General features: G+C 59.0%; 16 protein-coding genes and 5 tRNA genes. 4 read left to right on the top strand and 17 right to left on the bottom strand.

Translation table 11 applies throughout. From position 1 onward, the window contains the following. Window positions 1-232 precede the first annotated feature (232 nt). The 3 genes from AAAX77_RS08470 to AAAX77_RS08460 all read left to right on the top strand — a co-directional run bounded on the left by AAAX77_RS08470 (window position 233) and on the right by AAAX77_RS08460 (window position 3,718). Window positions 233-1,000, top strand: a complete 768-nt coding sequence (locus tag AAAX77_RS08470) for a mechanosensitive ion channel domain-containing protein (RefSeq protein WP_215694680.1) — start codon at window positions 233-235, stop codon at window positions 998-1,000. Window positions 1,001-1,094: 94 nt separating this feature from the next. After that, window positions 1,095-3,011 carry a BMP family ABC transporter substrate-binding protein gene (locus tag AAAX77_RS08465; RefSeq protein ID WP_349105814.1) on the top strand — a complete coding sequence of 639 codons (1,917 nt, stop codon included), beginning with the start codon at window positions 1,095-1,097 and terminating at the stop codon, window positions 3,009-3,011. Then, the gene (locus AAAX77_RS08460; RefSeq protein ID WP_006234987.1) at window positions 3,008-3,718 is read left to right on the top strand and encodes a metallophosphoesterase; all 711 of its coding nucleotides are present in this window, start codon (window positions 3,008-3,010) and stop codon (window positions 3,716-3,718) included. The genes AAAX77_RS08465 and AAAX77_RS08460 overlap by 4 nt, the downstream gene beginning before the upstream one ends. Window positions 3,719-3,845: 127 nt before the next feature. Here AAAX77_RS08460 and rplA read toward each other — a convergent pair whose 3' ends face one another. From rplA to AAAX77_RS08405, 11 genes are all read right to left on the bottom strand, one after another. Beyond that, window positions 3,846-4,553 (bottom strand): 50S ribosomal protein L1, encoded by a 708-nt coding sequence (gene rplA / locus AAAX77_RS08455; RefSeq protein WP_022093892.1) that lies wholly within the window; start codon window positions 4,551-4,553, stop codon window positions 3,846-3,848. Window positions 4,554-4,670: 117 nt separating this feature from the next. Then, window positions 4,671-5,099, bottom strand: a complete 429-nt coding sequence (gene rplK, locus AAAX77_RS08450; protein WP_022093893.1) for a 50S ribosomal protein L11 — start codon at window positions 5,097-5,099, stop codon at window positions 4,671-4,673. Window positions 5,100-5,219: 120 nt separating this feature from the next. Then, window positions 5,220-5,756 carry a transcription termination/antitermination protein NusG gene (gene nusG / locus AAAX77_RS08445; protein WP_006234984.1) on the bottom strand — a complete coding sequence of 179 codons (537 nt, stop codon included), beginning with the start codon at window positions 5,754-5,756 and terminating at the stop codon, window positions 5,220-5,222. A 3-nt stretch (window positions 5,757-5,759) separates the two neighbouring features. Then, on the bottom strand, window positions 5,760-6,098 hold the full coding sequence (secE, locus tag AAAX77_RS08440; RefSeq protein WP_022093894.1) for a preprotein translocase subunit SecE: 339 nt from the start codon (window positions 6,096-6,098) through the stop codon (window positions 5,760-5,762). 76 nt (window positions 6,099-6,174) lie between these two features. Then, window positions 6,175-6,250: transfer RNA gene (locus AAAX77_RS08435), tRNA-Trp, on the bottom strand. Window positions 6,251-6,263: 13 nt separating this feature from the next. Next, on the bottom strand, window positions 6,264-6,413 hold the full coding sequence (rpmG, locus tag AAAX77_RS08430) for a 50S ribosomal protein L33 (protein WP_022093895.1): 150 nt from the start codon (window positions 6,411-6,413) through the stop codon (window positions 6,264-6,266). Window positions 6,414-6,692: 279 nt separating this feature from the next. Further along, window positions 6,693-7,883, bottom strand: a complete 1,191-nt coding sequence (gene tuf, locus AAAX77_RS08425; protein ID WP_035137538.1) for an elongation factor Tu — start codon at window positions 7,881-7,883, stop codon at window positions 6,693-6,695. A gap of 96 nt (window positions 7,884-7,979) precedes the next feature. Further along, window positions 7,980-8,056: transfer RNA gene (locus AAAX77_RS08420), tRNA-Met, on the bottom strand. 3 nt (window positions 8,057-8,059) lie between these two features. Then, a tRNA-Thr gene (locus AAAX77_RS08415) sits at window positions 8,060-8,135 on the bottom strand. A gap of 10 nt (window positions 8,136-8,145) precedes the next feature. Next, window positions 8,146-8,227, bottom strand: a tRNA-Tyr gene (locus AAAX77_RS08410). Between the two features lie 813 nt (window positions 8,228-9,040). Next, a tRNA-Thr gene (locus AAAX77_RS08405) sits at window positions 9,041-9,115 on the bottom strand. A 224-nt stretch (window positions 9,116-9,339) separates the two neighbouring features. On the opposite strand from AAAX77_RS08405, the gene AAAX77_RS08400 reads away from it, so the two are divergent. Next, the gene (locus AAAX77_RS08400) at window positions 9,340-10,680 is read left to right on the top strand and encodes a DNA-binding protein (RefSeq protein WP_349105810.1); all 1,341 of its coding nucleotides are present in this window, start codon (window positions 9,340-9,342) and stop codon (window positions 10,678-10,680) included. 27 nt (window positions 10,681-10,707) lie between these two features. On the opposite strand, the gene AAAX77_RS08395 is transcribed toward AAAX77_RS08400, so the two are convergent. The 6 genes from AAAX77_RS08395 to disA all read right to left on the bottom strand — a co-directional run bounded on the left by AAAX77_RS08395 (window position 10,708) and on the right by disA (window position 16,202). Then, entirely contained in the window at window positions 10,708-11,385 is a 678-nt protein-coding gene (locus tag AAAX77_RS08395) for an NYN domain-containing protein (RefSeq protein ID WP_055309418.1), read from the bottom strand. Between the two features lie 3 nt (window positions 11,386-11,388). Next, window positions 11,389-12,309, bottom strand: coding sequence for a 23S rRNA (guanosine(2251)-2'-O)-methyltransferase RlmB (rlmB, locus tag AAAX77_RS08390; protein WP_349105808.1), 921 nt, complete (start codon window positions 12,307-12,309; stop codon window positions 11,389-11,391). Window positions 12,310-12,452: 143 nt separating this feature from the next. Next, window positions 12,453-13,919, bottom strand: a complete 1,467-nt coding sequence (gene cysS, locus AAAX77_RS08385) for a cysteine--tRNA ligase (RefSeq protein ID WP_349105805.1) — start codon at window positions 13,917-13,919, stop codon at window positions 12,453-12,455. Window positions 13,920-13,922: 3 nt separating this feature from the next. Continuing rightward, entirely contained in the window at window positions 13,923-14,417 is a 495-nt protein-coding gene (gene ispF / locus AAAX77_RS08380; protein WP_006234975.1) for a 2-C-methyl-D-erythritol 2,4-cyclodiphosphate synthase, read from the bottom strand. Continuing rightward, on the bottom strand, window positions 14,407-15,135 hold the full coding sequence (gene ispD / locus AAAX77_RS08375) for a 2-C-methyl-D-erythritol 4-phosphate cytidylyltransferase (protein WP_349105803.1): 729 nt from the start codon (window positions 15,133-15,135) through the stop codon (window positions 14,407-14,409). Before ispD ends, ispF begins: the two co-directional genes overlap by 11 nt. Then, the gene (disA, locus tag AAAX77_RS08370) at window positions 15,135-16,202 is read right to left on the bottom strand and encodes a DNA integrity scanning diadenylate cyclase DisA (protein ID WP_022093923.1); all 1,068 of its coding nucleotides are present in this window, start codon (window positions 16,200-16,202) and stop codon (window positions 15,135-15,137) included. The genes ispD and disA overlap by 1 nt, the downstream gene beginning before the upstream one ends. Window positions 16,203-16,450: the final 248 nt, after the last annotated feature.

Genomic DNA, 16,450 nt, shown 5'->3' with positions numbered 1-16,450 from the left:
CATAGAGCTCTATTACAATAGGGTGCGCATGCATTCCACCCTGGGCTACATGTCTCCAGTGGAATACGAGCGGCAATACGCTTGAGGATCCTTAAAAGAAAGTCCAGTTTATCCTTCCCACTCCAAAAGCCTCCCATTTCTCATGTCCAAGAAATGGGAGGCAGTTCAATTTGATCGGACGGGCTTCTTGGTGGGTATCATGGTTGGACGATCATTAGGAGGTTTTCCCTACATGGAATTGTTTGAGCCGATTCTTCATTTCTTTGAGCAACGGTGGGTCCACAACATCATCTGGGCCGTCATCTTGGCGATAGGCACCGCCGTCGCCGCCAAGGTCGTATCCAAGACCCTGAACCATCTGCTTAACCGAGACGATAACCCGCTTCCGGCATCGAGTATCTTCATCAACATCGCGCGCGCCGTCATCTGGATGATTGGCGGCAGCTTTATCCTCGACAACTGCTTTGGCATTAACGCAAACGCGCTCGTCGCCGCTCTTGGCGTCGGCGGCATCGCCATCTCGCTCGGCTTTCAGGACACGCTTTCAAACCTTATCGGTGGCATGCAGGTGACCTTTATGGGCATCATCAAGCCCGGCGATAATATCGAGGTCGGCGGCGTGTCAGGCGTGGTCCAAGACATCACCTGGCGCCATACGACCATCGAGGACGCCTGTGGGCAGACCATCATTGTCCCCAACTCCAACATCTCCAAGAACACGCTCGTGCATTTGATGCCCTTTGGGCGCGTAGCCGTCCCCGTCGCGGTGAAGGACACGTCCAAGTGGGCCTCACTCGACGCACTGGCAGATGAGCTCACCGACGCCACCAAGGCCGCCGTGCTTCCCATCTCGGGCTTTGACAAGGAGCCCTACGTGCTCTTTAGCGAGATCGGCGACTTTGGCATCAAGGGCAAGATCATCTTTATCGTCAGTGACGACAGCACCACCTTTACGGCAGCCGACGCCTGCATCCGCGCCATCGCCCCCATCATCGCCTAAAACCACCACAAAGGGGACAGGCACCTTTGTGGTGGTTCCGCATCGTGGTACCATGGTTCATATCGTTGTTTAAACGACTAAGGGAGCAGACACCATGGAAGAGGCCTATCGTCAAGCACGCAAGCGCGGCGAGCAAGGACGTCGACGCGCCATTAGCCAAAGCGAGCATCCATACCTTACGGACCTCGATAGCTTGGTTGCTCAGCTCCCCTTAGGTCAGCGAGAGAATGTCGGCCTGCGGGATATTCCGCTCGAAATGGTCGTCGGCACGGTCACCAAGGGCCGTCAGTCCGCCTTTTCGTGTAACTTTATGCCCCTGCTTCCGTTTAGCACCGAGTTCGCCCGCAAGTGGTCCAACCTCTACGACATCCAGGTGACCGAGGGCTATCGCGACCCCGTCATCGTCACCGAGTTCATGCATCGGTTCTATGTCCAAGAAGGCAACAAACGCGTCAGTGTCCTCAAATTCCTAGACGCCCCGACGGTTTCGGCCAAGGTCACCCGTCTCTACCCCGGCACATGGGATTCCGTCGAAAGCCGCCTGTACGGCGAGTTCTGCGCGTTTTGGCGCGTCTGCCCCCTATACGAGATTGAGTTCTCGCGTGAGGGAAGCTACGAAACGCTCGCGAAGATGCTCGGTCAGAACCTTATCGAAAAATGGCCGCAGAAAAAGGTCGACTACCTGCGCCACACTTTCCTGCTCTTTAAGCGTGCCTACCTTCGCGCAGGCGGCGATCACCTGGACATTACGCCCGCCGACGCCATGCTCGTCTACCTCAATGTGTACAACCAGGACCGCCTGCTGGATACGCCGACGGATATCGTCGTAAACCGCCTGTGCAAGATCTGGCGCGAGCTGGTCATTGCCGGCAAAAATGACGAGGACAAGGTCGATCTTGTCGAAGCGCCGAGCGTCGACGAGGAGGAGACGCCCGCCAAGTCCACCTCTGGCGTGCTCAACTTCTTTATGGGCAAGACCGTCTACTCGACGGCCAACCCCCTGCGCATCGCCTTTATCCATGAGTTCCCCTGTGCGACGTCGAGCTGGGACAGCCTGCACGACCAAGGGCGTCAGTATCTCGATGAGCACTTTGACGGTATCGTGCACACCGAGGCGTTCGAGGACTGTCACGATCCGGACGTGTTCTACGCCGCCGTGGAAACGGCTGTCAAACATGGGGAAAACGTCATCTTCTCGACCTCGCACCGCCTGATGGAATACACGCTCAGGGCTGCCGTTGAGTATCCCCAGGTTCGGTTCCTCAACTGCTCTATCGGCCTTCCCCATCAAAGCGTCCGTTCGTACTTTGGCAAGATGTACGAGGCCAAGTTCCTCCTGGGCGCCCTTGCCGCCAGCATGGCGGACAACCACCGCATCGGCTACCACGCGTCGGTCTTCGCCTCGGGCGCGCTCAGCGAGATCAACGCCTTTGCGATTGGCGCCTCGCTGCTCGACCCCCGTGCGCAAATTATCCTGACTTGGGGCGATGTGCCCGCCGGAGGCCTTGCCGAGGCCATGTGCCGCGAAGGTGTAAGCGTCATGACCGGCGCCGACATGTCAAAGTCGCTCGAAGACCCTACGGCCTACGGACTCCACCGCCTGGTCGATGGCAAGGTTTCCGGCATCGCCATGCCGGTATGGAACTGGGGCCGTTACTACGAGCTCATCGTTCGCAGCCTTCTGCACGGCACGTGGGACGAGACCAGCGATGACAACCAAGTGCGCGCCGTCAACTACTGGTACGGCATGAGCTCCGGCGTTATCGACATCCGTTACGCTCCGGGCCTACCCTACCAGACGCGCAAACTCGTGCAGTTGCTCCGCAACGGCATTGTCGAGGGATCCATCAACCCCTTTGGCGGCGAGCTCCACAGCCAGAACGGCGTGGTACAGATCGAAGGCTTCCCTCCGCTGCCGAGCACGCAGATTGTCGAGATGAATTGGCTGGCGGATAACGTGGTAGGCACCATTCCGCAGCTCGACGATGAGCCGAAAGTCCCTGCCCTATGAAAATCCTTGCCATAGCCGATACCGAAGAACGATGCCTTTGGGAGTGCTTTCGCAAGGAACGCTTTGAGGGAGTCGACCTGATTTTGTCCGCCGGCGATCTGGACCCGGACTATCTTGAGTTTTTGGTTACGGTCATCAACAAACCGCTCATCTACGTGCGCGGCAATCACGATGACCGCTACGCACGTCATGCACCGGGCGGATGTATCTGCGTAGAAGACAGCGTGTACACGTACCGAGGGATTCGCATTGCGGGCCTTGGCGGGTCCATGCGTTATCGCGACGGCGCCAACATGTACACCGAACGCGAGATGTCCAAGCGCATGCGTAAGTTGTCGCGTAAGGTTAGGATGGTCGGCGGGTGCGACATTCTGCTTACCCATGCGCCCGCCGCCGGTATGGGTGATCTGGACGATCTACCGCATCGAGGGTTTGAGTGCTTTAACACGGCGCTTGAGTCCTGGGGGGCCGACTACATGGTGCATGGGCATGTACACCAAAGCTACGGTTACGATTTTCAGCGCGAGCGGCAGCATGTGTGTGGAACGACGATCATCAACGCCTGCGGCTATACGCAGTTTGAGCTCGACCAGACGCGCTACCCCATCCGTGGCTGGCAGGCAGCCTGGCTCAACTCGCAAACCATGCGCCGCGAGCTCAAACGCCACGATGCTATCGAGTCCTCAACAGCCAGAACACCCTGGTAACCACCTCAAAGGGGACGCTGTCCCCTTTGAGGTGGTTTTGGCACGCGATAGCAAGAAACCCGGTCCTGCACGAGGCAGAACCGGGTTTCTTTAGCAATGCTTGCTTTGCTCAGGCATTAACTAGCAGTTACTCAGCCAGGAAGTCACGCTGGACAGCGGGATCGACCTTGACGCCAGGGCCCATGGTGGAAGACACGGAGATGGACTTGACGTACTTGCCCTTAGCAGAAGAGGGCTTGACGCGCAGGATCTCGGTGTACAGGGCAGCGTAGTTCTCGACGAGCTGCTGCTCAGAGAAGGACTTCTTGCCCAGGGGCACGTGGCAGATGCCGTAGCGGTCGGCGCGGTACTCAACGCGGCCAGCCTTGAGCTCGGAGACCATCTTGGCGACGTCCATGGTCACGGTGCCGAGCTTGGGGTTCGGCATGAGACCACGGGGACCAAGGATCTTACCGATGCGGCCAACCTTGGCCATCATGTTCGGCGTAGCGATAGCGGCGTCGAAGTTGATCTCGCCCTTCTGGATCTGGGCGACGAGCTCGTCGGAACCGATGATGTCGGCGCCGGCAGCCTCGGCCTCGCGGGCCTTCTCGCCCTCGGCGAAGACGGCAACACGAACGGTCTTGCCGGTGCCGTGGGGCAGAGAGATGGAACCACGGATGTTCTGGTCAGCCTTACGAGTATCGATGCCCAAACGGAAGTGGGCCTCGACGGTCTCGTCGAACTTGGCGGTGTCGAGCTCCTTGATGAGCTTGGCAGCCTGAAGGGGGGTGTAGAGCGTGGCGCGGTCGATCTTCTCGGCAGCGGCGTTATAGCTCTTACCATGCTTAGCCATGTGCATTACCTCCTGTGGTTAAACGGGCGTGAGCCCTCCCACATCGTATCGTGTGCCCTATTGCACACATTTAACGGGCACCCCGGTCGGAGCACCCGTCGTTACCATAAGAAATCGCTACTCAGCGATGGTGACGCCCATGGAACGGGCGGTACCGGCGATGATCTTCTTGGCGGCGTCAATGTCGTTGGCATTGAGGTCCGGCATCTTGATCTCGGCGATCTTGGTGAGCTGCTCCTGGGAGAGCTGACCAACCTTGTCGGCCTGGGGCTTAGCGGAACCAGACTTGAGGTTCAGCTCCTTCTTGATGAGGTGAGCCGCCGGCGGGGTCTTGGTGATGAAGGAGAAGGACTTATCCTCGTAGACAGAGATCTCAACGGGGATAATGTCGCCCTTCTTGTCCTGCGTCTCGGCGTTAAAGGCCTGGCAGAACTGCATGATGTTCACGCCAGCAGCGCCCAGGGCGGGGCCGACGGGAGGAGCGGGGTTAGCTGCACCAGCAGGAATCTGGAGCTTAATGACGTTGGCAACCTTCTTCTCAGCCATGGTCATTCCTTTCGAATCACGAGTGTGAAGTACTTGCTATATCGTAAGCACGCACGTGTTAGAAGCACTCCTGAGATGAGCAGTCACAGAAGAAGCACGCTCGCGCGAACGGACGAAAACTTAAGCGATGACAGCGACCTGGTTAAAGTCGAGCTCGACCGGCGTCTCGCGACCAAAGATCATCAGTGTGACCTTGAGCTTGCCGGCCTCGGTGTTAACCTCGGAGACCTTGCCATCAAAGTCGGTAAGCGGGCCATCGGTGACGCGGACGGACGTGCCGACCTGAATATCAACCGAGGTGCGCTTGGGCGAATCGCCCTTACCGGGACGACGAGTCATCTTGTTGTACTCGTCACGGGAAAGCGGAGCGGGCTTACCGTTGCCGCCCAGGAAACCGGTGACGCCGGGCGTGTTGCGAACACACGTCCAAGCATCGTCATCCATCTCCATGCGGACCAGGACATAACCCGGGAAGATCTTGGAATCTTTGGTCTCACGCTTGCCACCCTCTTTAATCTCGGTGACGCGCTCCATAGGAATCTCGATATCAAAGATACGGTCCTGCATGCCCATGGTCTCGATACGATGCTCGAGATCGGACTTTACGCGGTTCTCGTATCCGGAGTAAGTGTGAACGACGTACCAACGCTTAGACATGGTTTAGCCCCTCAATCCAGAGAACAGAGCAAGAGCCTCGCCAAAGCCAGCATCGAGCAGAGCGATGACGACGCCGACGACGACCAGAGAAGCGCAAACGACGACCGAGTAGTTCACGAGCTCCTTCTTATCGGGCCACGTGACACGCTTCATCTCGGACTTGACCGAAGCGAAATACTTCTTGGTGCGGGCGAAGAAACCAGGCTTCTCGTTCTTCTTGGACTTCGCAGCCTTCTCGTTCTTCTTGGCAACGGCCTTCTTGGCCTCAACCTTGGAGTTGGCGGCAGCGCTGTTGGCAGGTGCCGGCTGCTGAGCCTTCTTCTTGTTCTTCTTGTTGGCCATTTGGGTTACCTCCGCGCAATGCGCTTATACATGAGTAAACCGTAAGCCCCCAAGTGGGAGCTTACGGAATAATGACTGGCACGCCAGGAAGGACTCGAACCCTCAACACTCGGTTTTGGAGACCGATGCTCTACCAATTGAACTACTGGCGTATGTGACTAGAGACTAGCGAGTCTCTTTGTGCAGCGTGTGGTGACGGCACCAGGGGCAATACTTCTTGATCTCCATACGATCAGGCATGGTCGACTTGTTCTTGGTGGTCGTATAGTTGCGGCGCTTGCACTCAGTGCACGCAAGAGTAACTAGAGTACGCATGTATCCTGAACCTTTCATTTCCGCCCCGTACGGGCACGAGTTGTTACTTTATCAGCTCCACGTAAGTGCTGTCAATGAAAACCTCGAGTCAATTGGTTCTCGGTGGATCCATTCATATTTGGAACACATCAATGAAGCCATCGAGAGCTAATCGACGGTGCATCCAGGACCATTATCGATCCTCTCGACACCAGCAACGGCTCAATATCCATTGCAGAAAAGAACCCGGCACCCATATAAGTGCCGGGTTCTCTAAGTCAGCTATATCAAAGAGCTAATTTACTCAATGATCGTGGAGACGATGCCCGAACCGACGGTGTGGCCACCCTCGCGGATAGCGAAGCGCAGGCCCTCCTCCATGGCAATCGGGTGGATGAGGTCGCCCTCGATGGTGATGTGGTCACCAGGCATAGCCATCTCGGTGCCCTCGGGGAGCTTGACCGTACCGGTAACGTCGGTGGTACGGAAGTAGAACTGAGGACGATAACCATCGAAGAACGGGGTGTGACGGCCGCCCTCCTCCTTGGTCAGAACGTAGATCTCGCCGGTGAACTTGGTGTGCGGGGTAACCGAACCGGGCTTGCAGAGAACCTGGCCGCGCTCGATGTCCTCGCGCTTGATGCCGCGGAGCAGCAGACCGACGTTGTCGCCAGCCTCGCAGAAGTCCATGGACTTACGGAACATCTCGATACCGGTAACGACGGTGTTCTGGGTATCCTTGATGCCGACGATCTCGACGGGCTCGTTGAGCTTGAGCTCACCGCGCTCGACACGGCCGGTAGCAACGGTACCACGGCCGGAGATGGTCATAACGTCCTCAACGGCCATCAGGAACGGGAGGTCGTTGTTACGAGCAGGCGTCGGGATGTACTCGTCGACGGCCTTCATGAGCTCACGGATAGCGTCCATCCACTTGGCGTCGCCCTCGAGAGCGCCCAGAGCGGAACCACGGATGACGGGGATGTCGTCGCCGGGGAAATCGTACTCGGAGAGGAGCTCACGGGTCTCCATCTCGACGAGGTCGATGAGCTCGTCATCGTCAACCATGTCGCACTTGTTCAGGAAGACGACGATGTAGGGAACGCCGACCTGACGGGCGAGCAGGATGTGCTCGCGAGTCTGAGCCATGGGGCCGTCGGTAGCGGCGATGACCAGGATGGCGCCGTCCATCTGAGCAGCACCGGAGATCATGTTCTTGACGTAGTCAGCGTGGCCCGGGCAGTCAACGTGAGCGTAGTGACGGGCAGCAGTCTCGTACTCGACGTGGGAGACGGAGATCGTAATGCCGCGCTCGCGCTCCTCGGGAGCCTTGTCGATGTTCTCGAACGCAGTGAAGTCAGCCTTGCAGCCCTCGGTCTCGGAGAGAACCTTGGTGATGGCAGCGGTCAGCGTGGTCTTGCCGTGGTCGACGTGACCAATGGTGCCGATGTTAACATGCGGCTTAGTGCGCTCAAACTTCTCTTTGGCCATAAAGCCCTCCTCTAAACAGGTCGTCCCCGGACGGGACTTTGCCTTTATACCATAGTGGCCTCTCAACATACTATTGAGAAGCCACCGTGTTACCTATGGTAGCGGTGACTGGATTCGAACCAGTGACGCCACGGGTATGAACCGTGTGCTCTAACCAACTGAGCTACACCGCCGGATGGAGCCTGCAACCAGACTTGAACTGGTGACCTCTTCGTTACCAACGAAGTGCTCTACCGACTGAGCTATACAGGCACTTGACGGGTGGGAGCTATAGGATTCGAACCTATGTAGGCAGAGCCAACGGGTTTACAGCCCGTCCCCATTAACCACTCGGGCAAACTCCCAATCGTTCAAGTATCCGCAGGTCCTTTGGTCTTTTGGACCGCCGCCCCCGCGAACGAAAAAGATAATACGATGCAACCTTGTGGGCTGTCAACGAAAACCTCTAGATACACGGCCCCGGGCGTATCTATATACCTTTGACCTGCGGTTTTGTTGAGTTTGGATATGAAGGACGGTGGATTTGGATACTGAGCTGACGTTTCCCGAGGTAATACTTTGGTGTAGTAGAGTACACCTTCAGGATCGAACTTCGATAACGGCTTATTTGCACTTATATATAGGTCGAGATCGGGGCTGCCCAGACAGAAGATTGCTCTTCCCAGGCAAAATCGAGCGTGGATTTTCTTCCGTTTGAAATCGAGCGTGGATAATCTCCCACTTTGCCGTGCCATCGAATCCAAAGCGGCAGATTATCCACGCTCATTCACTAGGCGGAAGATTTTCCACGCTCGTGTGTCCGATAATCCACGCTCGATGACGATGACCAACTTCGCCCCGGCCTATGTCTCGACTTGTAACAGTAAGAGGGTTATTCCTCCCCTATCTGTTACAGATCGGGATATTTCGCAGAGACCCCCGCTTACGTCTCATTCTGTAACAGTAAGAACGGTTTTCAGCCTCTTCGTGTTACGGATCGAGATGTTATCGGCCTTCCCTTGGCAATGTCTCGATCTGTAACTATAAGGAGGGTCTTCAGCCCACTCGTGTTACGGATCGAGACAAACCTGATGCTCGGTTGGCGCCAAACACGCTGACTTATCGACATAAATAGAAACGGGCCCTGTCCCACAAGGGAACAGAGCCCGAAACTCTCATGGAGCCAGTGACAGGAATCGAACCTGCAACCCACTGATTACAAATCAGTTGCGCTACCGTTGCGCCACACTGGCACACTTGGCGCTTTCACGCGAAGCCAGTTAAGAATAAAGGAATTGCGGACGGGGCGCAACAGGCCGCACGGCGTTATACAAATATGCAAAATCCAGCAACAACGCGTACCAGGCCCGTTCATTTCTGTCAGTGCGCCCTCAATCTTAAAACCATTCGCCAGAACGAATAGTTTTAATTACAATTGCTATATATAAAACTATTCGTTCTAGCGAAGGGTTTCGTGATGCTTACTACCAAAGAAGCCGCCGAGCTGCTCGGCATCACTCCGCGCAGGGTGCAGGAGCTCATAAAAAACGGAGCACTTGAGGCCCGCAAGGCTTCTGGTGTATGGCTCATCGACAAAGACAGCGTCGACACGCGACTCCGCTCTGTGACCAAAACGGGGGGACGTCCCCGCCGCGGCCACGGTAAGAGCGAGATCGCGTTCACCCTCATGAACCGCACGTACGAAGTCGCTCAGCTGGTCTACAGCACATCGCGAAAAGACTTTACCCACATCGGTGCCGACATCGATTACGCCCACGCCCCTATTGGAGTATTTGGCCCTAATAGCCCCATATCGCTAGACTCCTTCCGCATCTGGTGGCGCGGCCGCGGTATCCCGCTCGCACGCATTGGGCTAGCCTCCCTGCTTGCAGAAGCCGCAGTCGATGTTCCCGATGAACTCGTCCAGCGAAATCTCGGCCTCTCCTTATCCGACCAGTATTGGATTAGGCCCCAAGGTTCCGGTCTCACCTGGGAGGATATCAACTTCTTCAATAACGCCTTTGATGACGTCTCACTGTCCATTGCGCCCTTTGCCCCAGAGGGAAAAGCGGCTGCTGCAAAGCCCGATAACACGTCGGACGGCAATCTTCAAAAGTACTGGACGTGCGAGGGCGAGCGTCGAATTCTGCATAAGGCAGGAGCGCACCTGAACCAGGAACCTTATAACGAGCTGGTGGCGACTGCACTTCACCGTCGCATCCTAAACGCCTGCGATTATGTGCCTTACTCGCTCGAGGGCACGGGCACTTCCGCCCTGAGCATATGCGATGTCTTCTTAACTGATGAAGAAGAGTATGTCCCTGCGTTCTATGTAAACCAGTACGCGAACGCAGATGAACGGCTAACCGACTACGAGCGATATGTAGCAAACTGCGAGGAGCTCGGGGTGACAGGCGTCAAGGATGCCCTTGACCGCGTGATCGTATGCGACGACATCATCGCCAACTATGACCGCCATTGGCGTAACTTTGGCCTCGTGCGAAACGTCAACTCACTGGTCTGCAGACCAGCCCCCATCTTCGATTCAGGCTCATCACTCTGGTGCAACATATCACTAGAGGAGCTTAGGGCGGGAGAGCACAGTTTTACCAGCGCACAATTTCATTCAAGCCCCGCCAAACAAATGTTGCTCGTCGAGGACATGGGCTGGTTTGACGGCGACAAACTCGAAGGCTTCGTTGACGAGGCAATCGAGATTCTTTCCAGAAACGACGCGCTCACGGCAAGGCTGCCATATCTAAAAGAGGCGCTAACGTGGCGCCTCGAAAGAATGATCGACATCGCTGAATGGAGTTAGCGAGGCAGCATTGCCCCGCCAACTTCCCTACCTCCCGCGCAGGGCCTTGAGCTTGGCCAGGGCATCGGGGCTCAGGCGACTGCCCAGAGTCATCTTGATCTGCGGAGCTTCCTCTGCCTCGTGAACGTCGTTGTCGATCTGTTTGATCTCGTCCACCAGCATACGGCTCGAGATGCGCGTAACGCCCTTGCCCATGACGACAGCCTGGATCGTGCCGTCGCTCGATACCACGGAGCACGCACGGCCCTCCTCGCGCGCCTCGATGCAGAGCTTTTGCACCACGGTATCGGCCGATACGCCCGTCGGCGAAAACTCGATACGCACGCCGCGAGCAGGCAGGTTGGGGCGCTCGTTGGAGATATTGCCCGCGCCGTCAAACACGATTACGGCCTCGTAGCGGCCCTGAGCAAAGGCGGCGACGTCGTTGATGAGGGCGGTGCGCGCCATATCGTGGACGTCGCTGGAATACGGATCGTCGGAATGGTCGTACACGAGCTTTTCGTAGCGCGGCGTGCAGTGGATCACGTTGTAACCGTCGACCACCAGCAGCTCGGGCTTGTTGGAGTGCACCGTCGAGACCGGGTCGGCGATGGCCTGCGCAAACGCATTGCCGCCCACGCCGTAGGTCGCGGCCGAAACGATCGGCTTGGCCGAGCCCTCGCCAAAGCGCTTGGCCTTGGACTTGGCACGGTTCTTTTTGGACATGCGCTACTCCTCCCCCATGAGCTCGCCGGCGTTGCGGCGCAGCCACTCAAAGCAGAGGGCCGTAGTCGCCTGTGCCACGTTGAGACTCTCGGTCATGCCGCGCTGGGGAAGCTTGGTCAAGAAGTCGCATTTCTCGAGCACCAGGCGCGAGATGCCGTCGCCCTCGGAGCCCATGACGAGCGCCACGCGGCCCTCGAAGGGAGCATCCCAGCAGCTGCCCTCGACGTGCTCGGAGGCACCGCCCACCCAAAAGCCAGCGGCCTTGAGGTCGTCGAGTGCACGGGCGATATTGGGAACCTGCGCGATAGGCAGATGCATGACGGCGCCGGCGGAAGTCTTGTAGCTGCCAACGGTCACGCCGGCAGCGCGCTTGTTGGCAATGATGACACCGGCCGCGCCCACAACCTCGGCGGAGCGCACGATGGCGCCAAAGTTGCCGTCGTCGGTCACATGGTCGAGCACGATGACGAGCGCCGGACCGTCGCCCGCACGGTCGAGGATATCGGCAACATCGGCATAGGGGAAGTTGCCAACCTCGAGCGCAATGCCCTGGTGAGCGCCATGACTCGACAGCGCATCGAGCTGCGCGCGCGGCACATACTTAATGCGGACGCCCGCGGCGTTGAGGTCGTCGACCAGGCGCGACAAGGCGGCATCGCGCTCGCCGCCCTCGGCGATGAGCGCGCACTTGACGGGAAAGCCGGTACGCAGCGCCTCGGCGGCAGCACGGCGGCCTTCGATAAACTCGCCCTTGGAGACCTGAACGTTGTCGCGGTTGCGATCTCGCTGCGGACGTGCAGCCTGGGCTTGGGAGCGCTCGCGCTGGCCCTTGGGAGCGGCAGCACGGTCGTTGCGGCGACCCGGACGCGAGCCAGAAGCAGCCTGTTTGCCGCCACGAGGCGCACGCTTGCGATTGTCGGCCATAAAGCGGCCTCCTTAAATAGATAACGAACAAGAATCGACCGTCCGAGCCACGGCACCTTGCCTTTCAATCGTCGGGCATGACCACCAGGTCTATGCCCTCCTCTTTCAAGGCAATCTGCCGCACCTCGAACGGTCAACAAATACTAGAGAGTCTTAATACGGGTGCCGGCGGTCGTATCCTCGATGGTGAGGCCCAGGTCCTTGAGCTGGTCGCGAATGGCGTCGGCCAGATCCCAGTTCTTGGCGGCGCGGGCCTCGGCGCGGGCCTCGAGAATCTTGGCAGCAGCCTCGTCCACGTCGTCGCCCGTGTAGGCGACCAGGCCGGCGGCAACGCCTAGCAGACCCAGCGGCAGCTCGACCTTGGGCTCGGGGAGCTCGACGCCAAGCGTATCGAGCAGCTCGGCCAGTGTGTCGGCGGCGGCAAGCGCGGCGGCCTTGTCGGCAGCGTCGCCCGCCTGCTCCAGGTACTGGTTGCACTCGGTCACAAAGCCAAAGACGGCACCCATGGCACCAGCGGTGTTAAAGTCGTCGTCCATGCACTCCTTAAAGGCGGCACGAGTCTCGGCGGCCTTGGCGGCAAACGCCTCGGCGGCAGCCGCATCGGCATCGGCCGTCGCATGGTTCGCGGCCCAGCGCAGGTTCTCGACCGTACCGGTGATACGCGTGAGCGAGTTCTCGGCACCCTCCAGGCGCTCCCAAGAAAAGTCGAGCGGCGAGCGATAGCTCGTCTGCAGCATCAGCAGGCGCAGGGCGGCAGCGGAGTGCTGCTCGAGCACCTCGGCCAGCGTAAAGAAGTTTCCGAGCGACTTGGACATCTTCTCGCCGTCAACCAGCAGCATGCCCGTGTGCATCCAGGTGTTGGAGAAGCCCTGGTGCCAGGCGCAGGTGGCCTGGGCGCACTCGTTCTCGTGATGCGGGAAGGCAAGGTCGGAGCCGCCGCCGTGGATGTCGATCGGGGTGCCCAGGTAGCGATGCACCATGGCAGCGCACTCGGTGTGCCAACCGGGACGGCCCTCGCCCCAGGGACTCGGCCAGCTGGGCTCGCCGGGCTTGGCGGCCTTCCACAGGGCAAAGTCGAGCGGGTCGTTCTTGTCCTCGTTCTCCTCGATACGCGCACCAACCATAAGGTCATCGATGTTGCGGCCCGAGACCTGGCCATAGTTGGGATCGCTGCGCACAGCAAAGTACACGTCGCCGTTATCGGCGGCGTAAGCATGGCCCTGCTCGATGAGCGTCTTGATCATGGCGATCATGGGGCCGATTTCCTTGGTGGCGCGGGGGCGCACATCGGGATCGAGCACGTTGGCGGCGCGCATGACGCCGATGAACTTGTCCGAGAACTCCGTCGCGACCTCGGCGGCCGTGCGGCCCTGCTCGTTGGCGCGCTTGATGATCTTGTCATCGACATCGGTGAGGTTCTGGGCAAACGTGACCTCGTAGCCGCTCGCGATGAGCCAGCGACGAATCACGTCAAAGCTGATGAACGTGCGGGCATTGCCGATGTGGATGTTGTCGTAGACCGTGGGGCCGCACACGTACATGCGGACCTTGCCGGACTCGATGGGCTGGAACTCTTCCTTTTTATGGGTAGCGCTGTTATAGATACGCATTCGTTACTCCTTAACGGTTTTCTGTAGCAGGCAGACGGCCCAGGCGCCGATTCCCTCGCCCTGACCTTCCCAACCGAGCTTTTCGGTCGTAGTGGCGGCGACGCCCACGTTTTCGACGTCAACGCCCAGGGCATGGGCAAGGTTGGCGCGCATGGCATCGCGGTGCGGGGTGATCTTAGGCTGCTGGCAGGCAATGGTGCAATCGGCATCGACAAACTCAAAGCCCAGCTCGCGCGCATAGTCCATCACGCGAGCGAGCAGCACCATCGAATCGGCACCCTCGTAGGCGGGATCGGTATCGGGGAATAGCTTGCCGATGTCTCCCCCGCGGCAGGCGCCCAGAATGGCGTCGGCCAAGGCGTGCGCGAGCACATCGGCATCTGAGTGGCCCAGCAGGCCGCGCTCGTAGGGAATGTCGACCCCGCCGATGATACATCGACGCCCCTCCACCAAACGGTGGACGTCGTAGCCGTGGCCAATGCGCAGGTTACTGAACATGGGGAAGGTCCTCTCCCTCGGCCATGCGGCCAAGCAGAATCGCGGTTACGGGACGCAAGTCCTCGGGCACCGTCACCTTAAGGTTATCGCGCGGGCTCTGGACGCAGCGGACGCGCCCACCCATGCGCTCGACCAGCGACGAATCATCGGTGCCGATAAAGCCCTCGGCAATCGCCGCGGCATGGGCGCGCTTCATGGCGTCGACACTAAAGATCTGCGGAGTCTGCGCAGCCCAATAAAGCTCACGCGGCGGCGTCTCGACGATATTGTCGCCATCGACGATCTTGAGCGTGTCGATCGCGGGCTGGCCGCACACGACACCGTCGAGCGAGCGGTCGCCCACAAGCACGTCGATCGCATAATCGATGGCCTCGGTCGTAATGAGCGGACGAGCGCCATCGTGGATGGCGACATATTCGAAACCCGCCGGCACCGCATGCACGCCGGCACGGGTGGAATCCTGACGGGTATCGCCGGCATCGGCAAAGCTGATGGGCGTGTCATAGTCAAACGGGTCGATGGCCAGGCGGCGCATCTCGGCACGGCGCTCGGCAGGACACACCACCACAATGTGGCCGACCTTGTCGCTACGATCGAACGCGCGGATGGACCAGCTCATGAGCGGACGGCCCGCCACGTTAATGAGCTGCTTGCCGCCGGGATTTCCAAAGCGCTGGCCGCTGCCACCGGCAACGACCACGGCGCATACGGGCGCCATTATGCGTTCCCCTGTTTGGTGCCCTTCATGCGGTACAGCGAGTCCGCAAGAATGGCAGGGTTGTTGACGCCAAAGTCGCCCAGGCGCTCCGGATCCTCGCTAATGTCGTCCATGAGCTCCTGCAGCGAGCCGTACTCGTCGACGATCTTCTCGGCCACGCCGTCGCGCACGACGGACACACGCGAAAGCGTGCGCAGGCCCAGCGGCGTCATGACGGAGTCCTCGTCCAGGTCGTCATAGCCCAGAACTGCCGCCACGTGCTGCGGGTCAGACAGGTCCTTAGGCGTCATGCGGCTCAGCTCGGCGCGGATCTTCTCGGCGTTGGCCTCAGAGGAATCGCTTGCGTAGTCGCGGATCATCAAGTCGTATTCGGTATCCATGCTGGAGCCCGCGAGCTGCTCGAGCTGCATCTGCACGAGCTTGCCCTGGTTGCCCAGCTTGACGATGCAATCCTTAAGCTCGGTCTTTGCCTGTTGCATGATCTCGAAACTCGAGAAGATGCCGGTGATGTCGGCGAGCGTAACGTAGTCGTCGAGCTCAAGGGCCGTCAGGCGCAGCAGGGAGCGATCGAGCGACTGACGGGTGGTCTGAAGCGTGGCGACGAGCTGGTTGACCGAGCTCATGATGGTGGTGACGGGCTGGATCTCGTAGCTCTTGCCGTGAACGTACACGTTAACGACGGCACGACGGGCCGAGACCGAGATCACGATGGCATCGGTGAGCACCGACATGCGAGCGGCGGTGCGGTGACGCATGCCCGTCTCGCTCGTGGCAAGCGAGGGATCGGGATTGAGGTGGAAGTTGGCGCGCAGGATCTGGGTGAGGTCGCCGTCGATGACGATGGCACCGTCCATCTTGGAGAGCTCGAACAGACGGTTCGAGGTGAACGAAATGTTGAGCGGGAAGCCGTCGTTACCGGCAGCGAGCACGTTTTCGGTGTCGCCGACGCAGATAAGGGCGCCCAGGTGACCGGCGATGATCATGTCGAGGGCGGTGCGGATCGGCTGACCAGGTGCCGTCAGGCGGATGGCCTGTTCCATACGCTTTTGCAGCTCGTTCTTATCCAAGGCATCGCTCCCATCGTATACGCTCCATAAACGCTAAATAGTTTCTCACGGTTTGTCCCCGCGGCGCTTGCGAAATACGATGCTTACAGAATGAGCGAACACAGCTGAGAGCCCAACCCAAATGGGCTGCTTATGTGGTAGCATCGGGATTCGCATAAATGAGGGAGTAGTCGCGTGACCGGGTTCGCCTCCGGTGGCGCGGCAAGTCAACATACTGGCCGATGCGGCCTGGCTTGCCTTAATGAACG

The sequence above is a fragment of the Collinsella sp. CLA-ER-H6 genome, assembly GCF_040092305.1.
In the GTDB taxonomy this organism is placed as follows: Bacteria; Actinomycetota; Coriobacteriia; order Coriobacteriales; family Coriobacteriaceae; genus Collinsella.
This window is presented reverse-complemented; position numbering and strand designations above follow the sequence as displayed.

Bases quoted from the DNA above. Each gene is read 5' to 3' on its own strand.
- AAAX77_RS08400 (WP_349105810.1), top strand. From the start codon at position 9,340: ATGCTTACTACCAAAGAAGCCGCCGAGCTGCTCGGCATCACTCCGCGC.
- AAAX77_RS08470 (WP_215694680.1), top strand. From the start codon at position 233: ATGGAATTGTTTGAGCCGATTCTTCATTTCTTTGAGCAACGGTGGGTC.
- AAAX77_RS08395 (WP_055309418.1), bottom strand. From the start codon at position 11,385: ATGTCCAAAAAGAACCGTGCCAAGTCCAAGGCCAAGCGCTTTGGCGAG.
- nusG (WP_006234984.1), bottom strand. From the start codon at position 5,756: ATGTCTAAGCGTTGGTACGTCGTTCACACTTACTCCGGATACGAGAAC.
- cysS (WP_349105805.1), bottom strand. From the start codon at position 13,919: ATGCGTATCTATAACAGCGCTACCCATAAAAAGGAAGAGTTCCAGCCC.
- AAAX77_RS08460 (WP_006234987.1), top strand. From the start codon at position 3,008: ATGAAAATCCTTGCCATAGCCGATACCGAAGAACGATGCCTTTGGGAG.
- rplA (WP_022093892.1), bottom strand. From the start codon at position 4,553: ATGGCTAAGCATGGTAAGAGCTATAACGCCGCTGCCGAGAAGATCGAC.
- secE (WP_022093894.1), bottom strand. From the start codon at position 6,098: ATGGCCAACAAGAAGAACAAGAAGAAGGCTCAGCAGCCGGCACCTGCC.
- ispD (WP_349105803.1), bottom strand. From the start codon at position 15,135: ATGGCGCCCGTATGCGCCGTGGTCGTTGCCGGTGGCAGCGGCCAGCGC.
- tuf (WP_035137538.1), bottom strand. From the start codon at position 7,883: ATGGCCAAAGAGAAGTTTGAGCGCACTAAGCCGCATGTTAACATCGGC.
- ispF (WP_006234975.1), bottom strand. From the start codon at position 14,417: ATGTTCAGTAACCTGCGCATTGGCCACGGCTACGACGTCCACCGTTTG.
- rplK (WP_022093893.1), bottom strand. From the start codon at position 5,099: ATGGCTGAGAAGAAGGTTGCCAACGTCATTAAGCTCCAGATTCCTGCT.
- rlmB (WP_349105808.1), bottom strand. From the start codon at position 12,309: ATGGCCGACAATCGCAAGCGTGCGCCTCGTGGCGGCAAACAGGCTGCT.
- rpmG (WP_022093895.1), bottom strand. From the start codon at position 6,413: ATGCGTACTCTAGTTACTCTTGCGTGCACTGAGTGCAAGCGCCGCAAC.
- AAAX77_RS08465 (WP_349105814.1), top strand. From the start codon at position 1,095: ATGGAAGAGGCCTATCGTCAAGCACGCAAGCGCGGCGAGCAAGGACGT.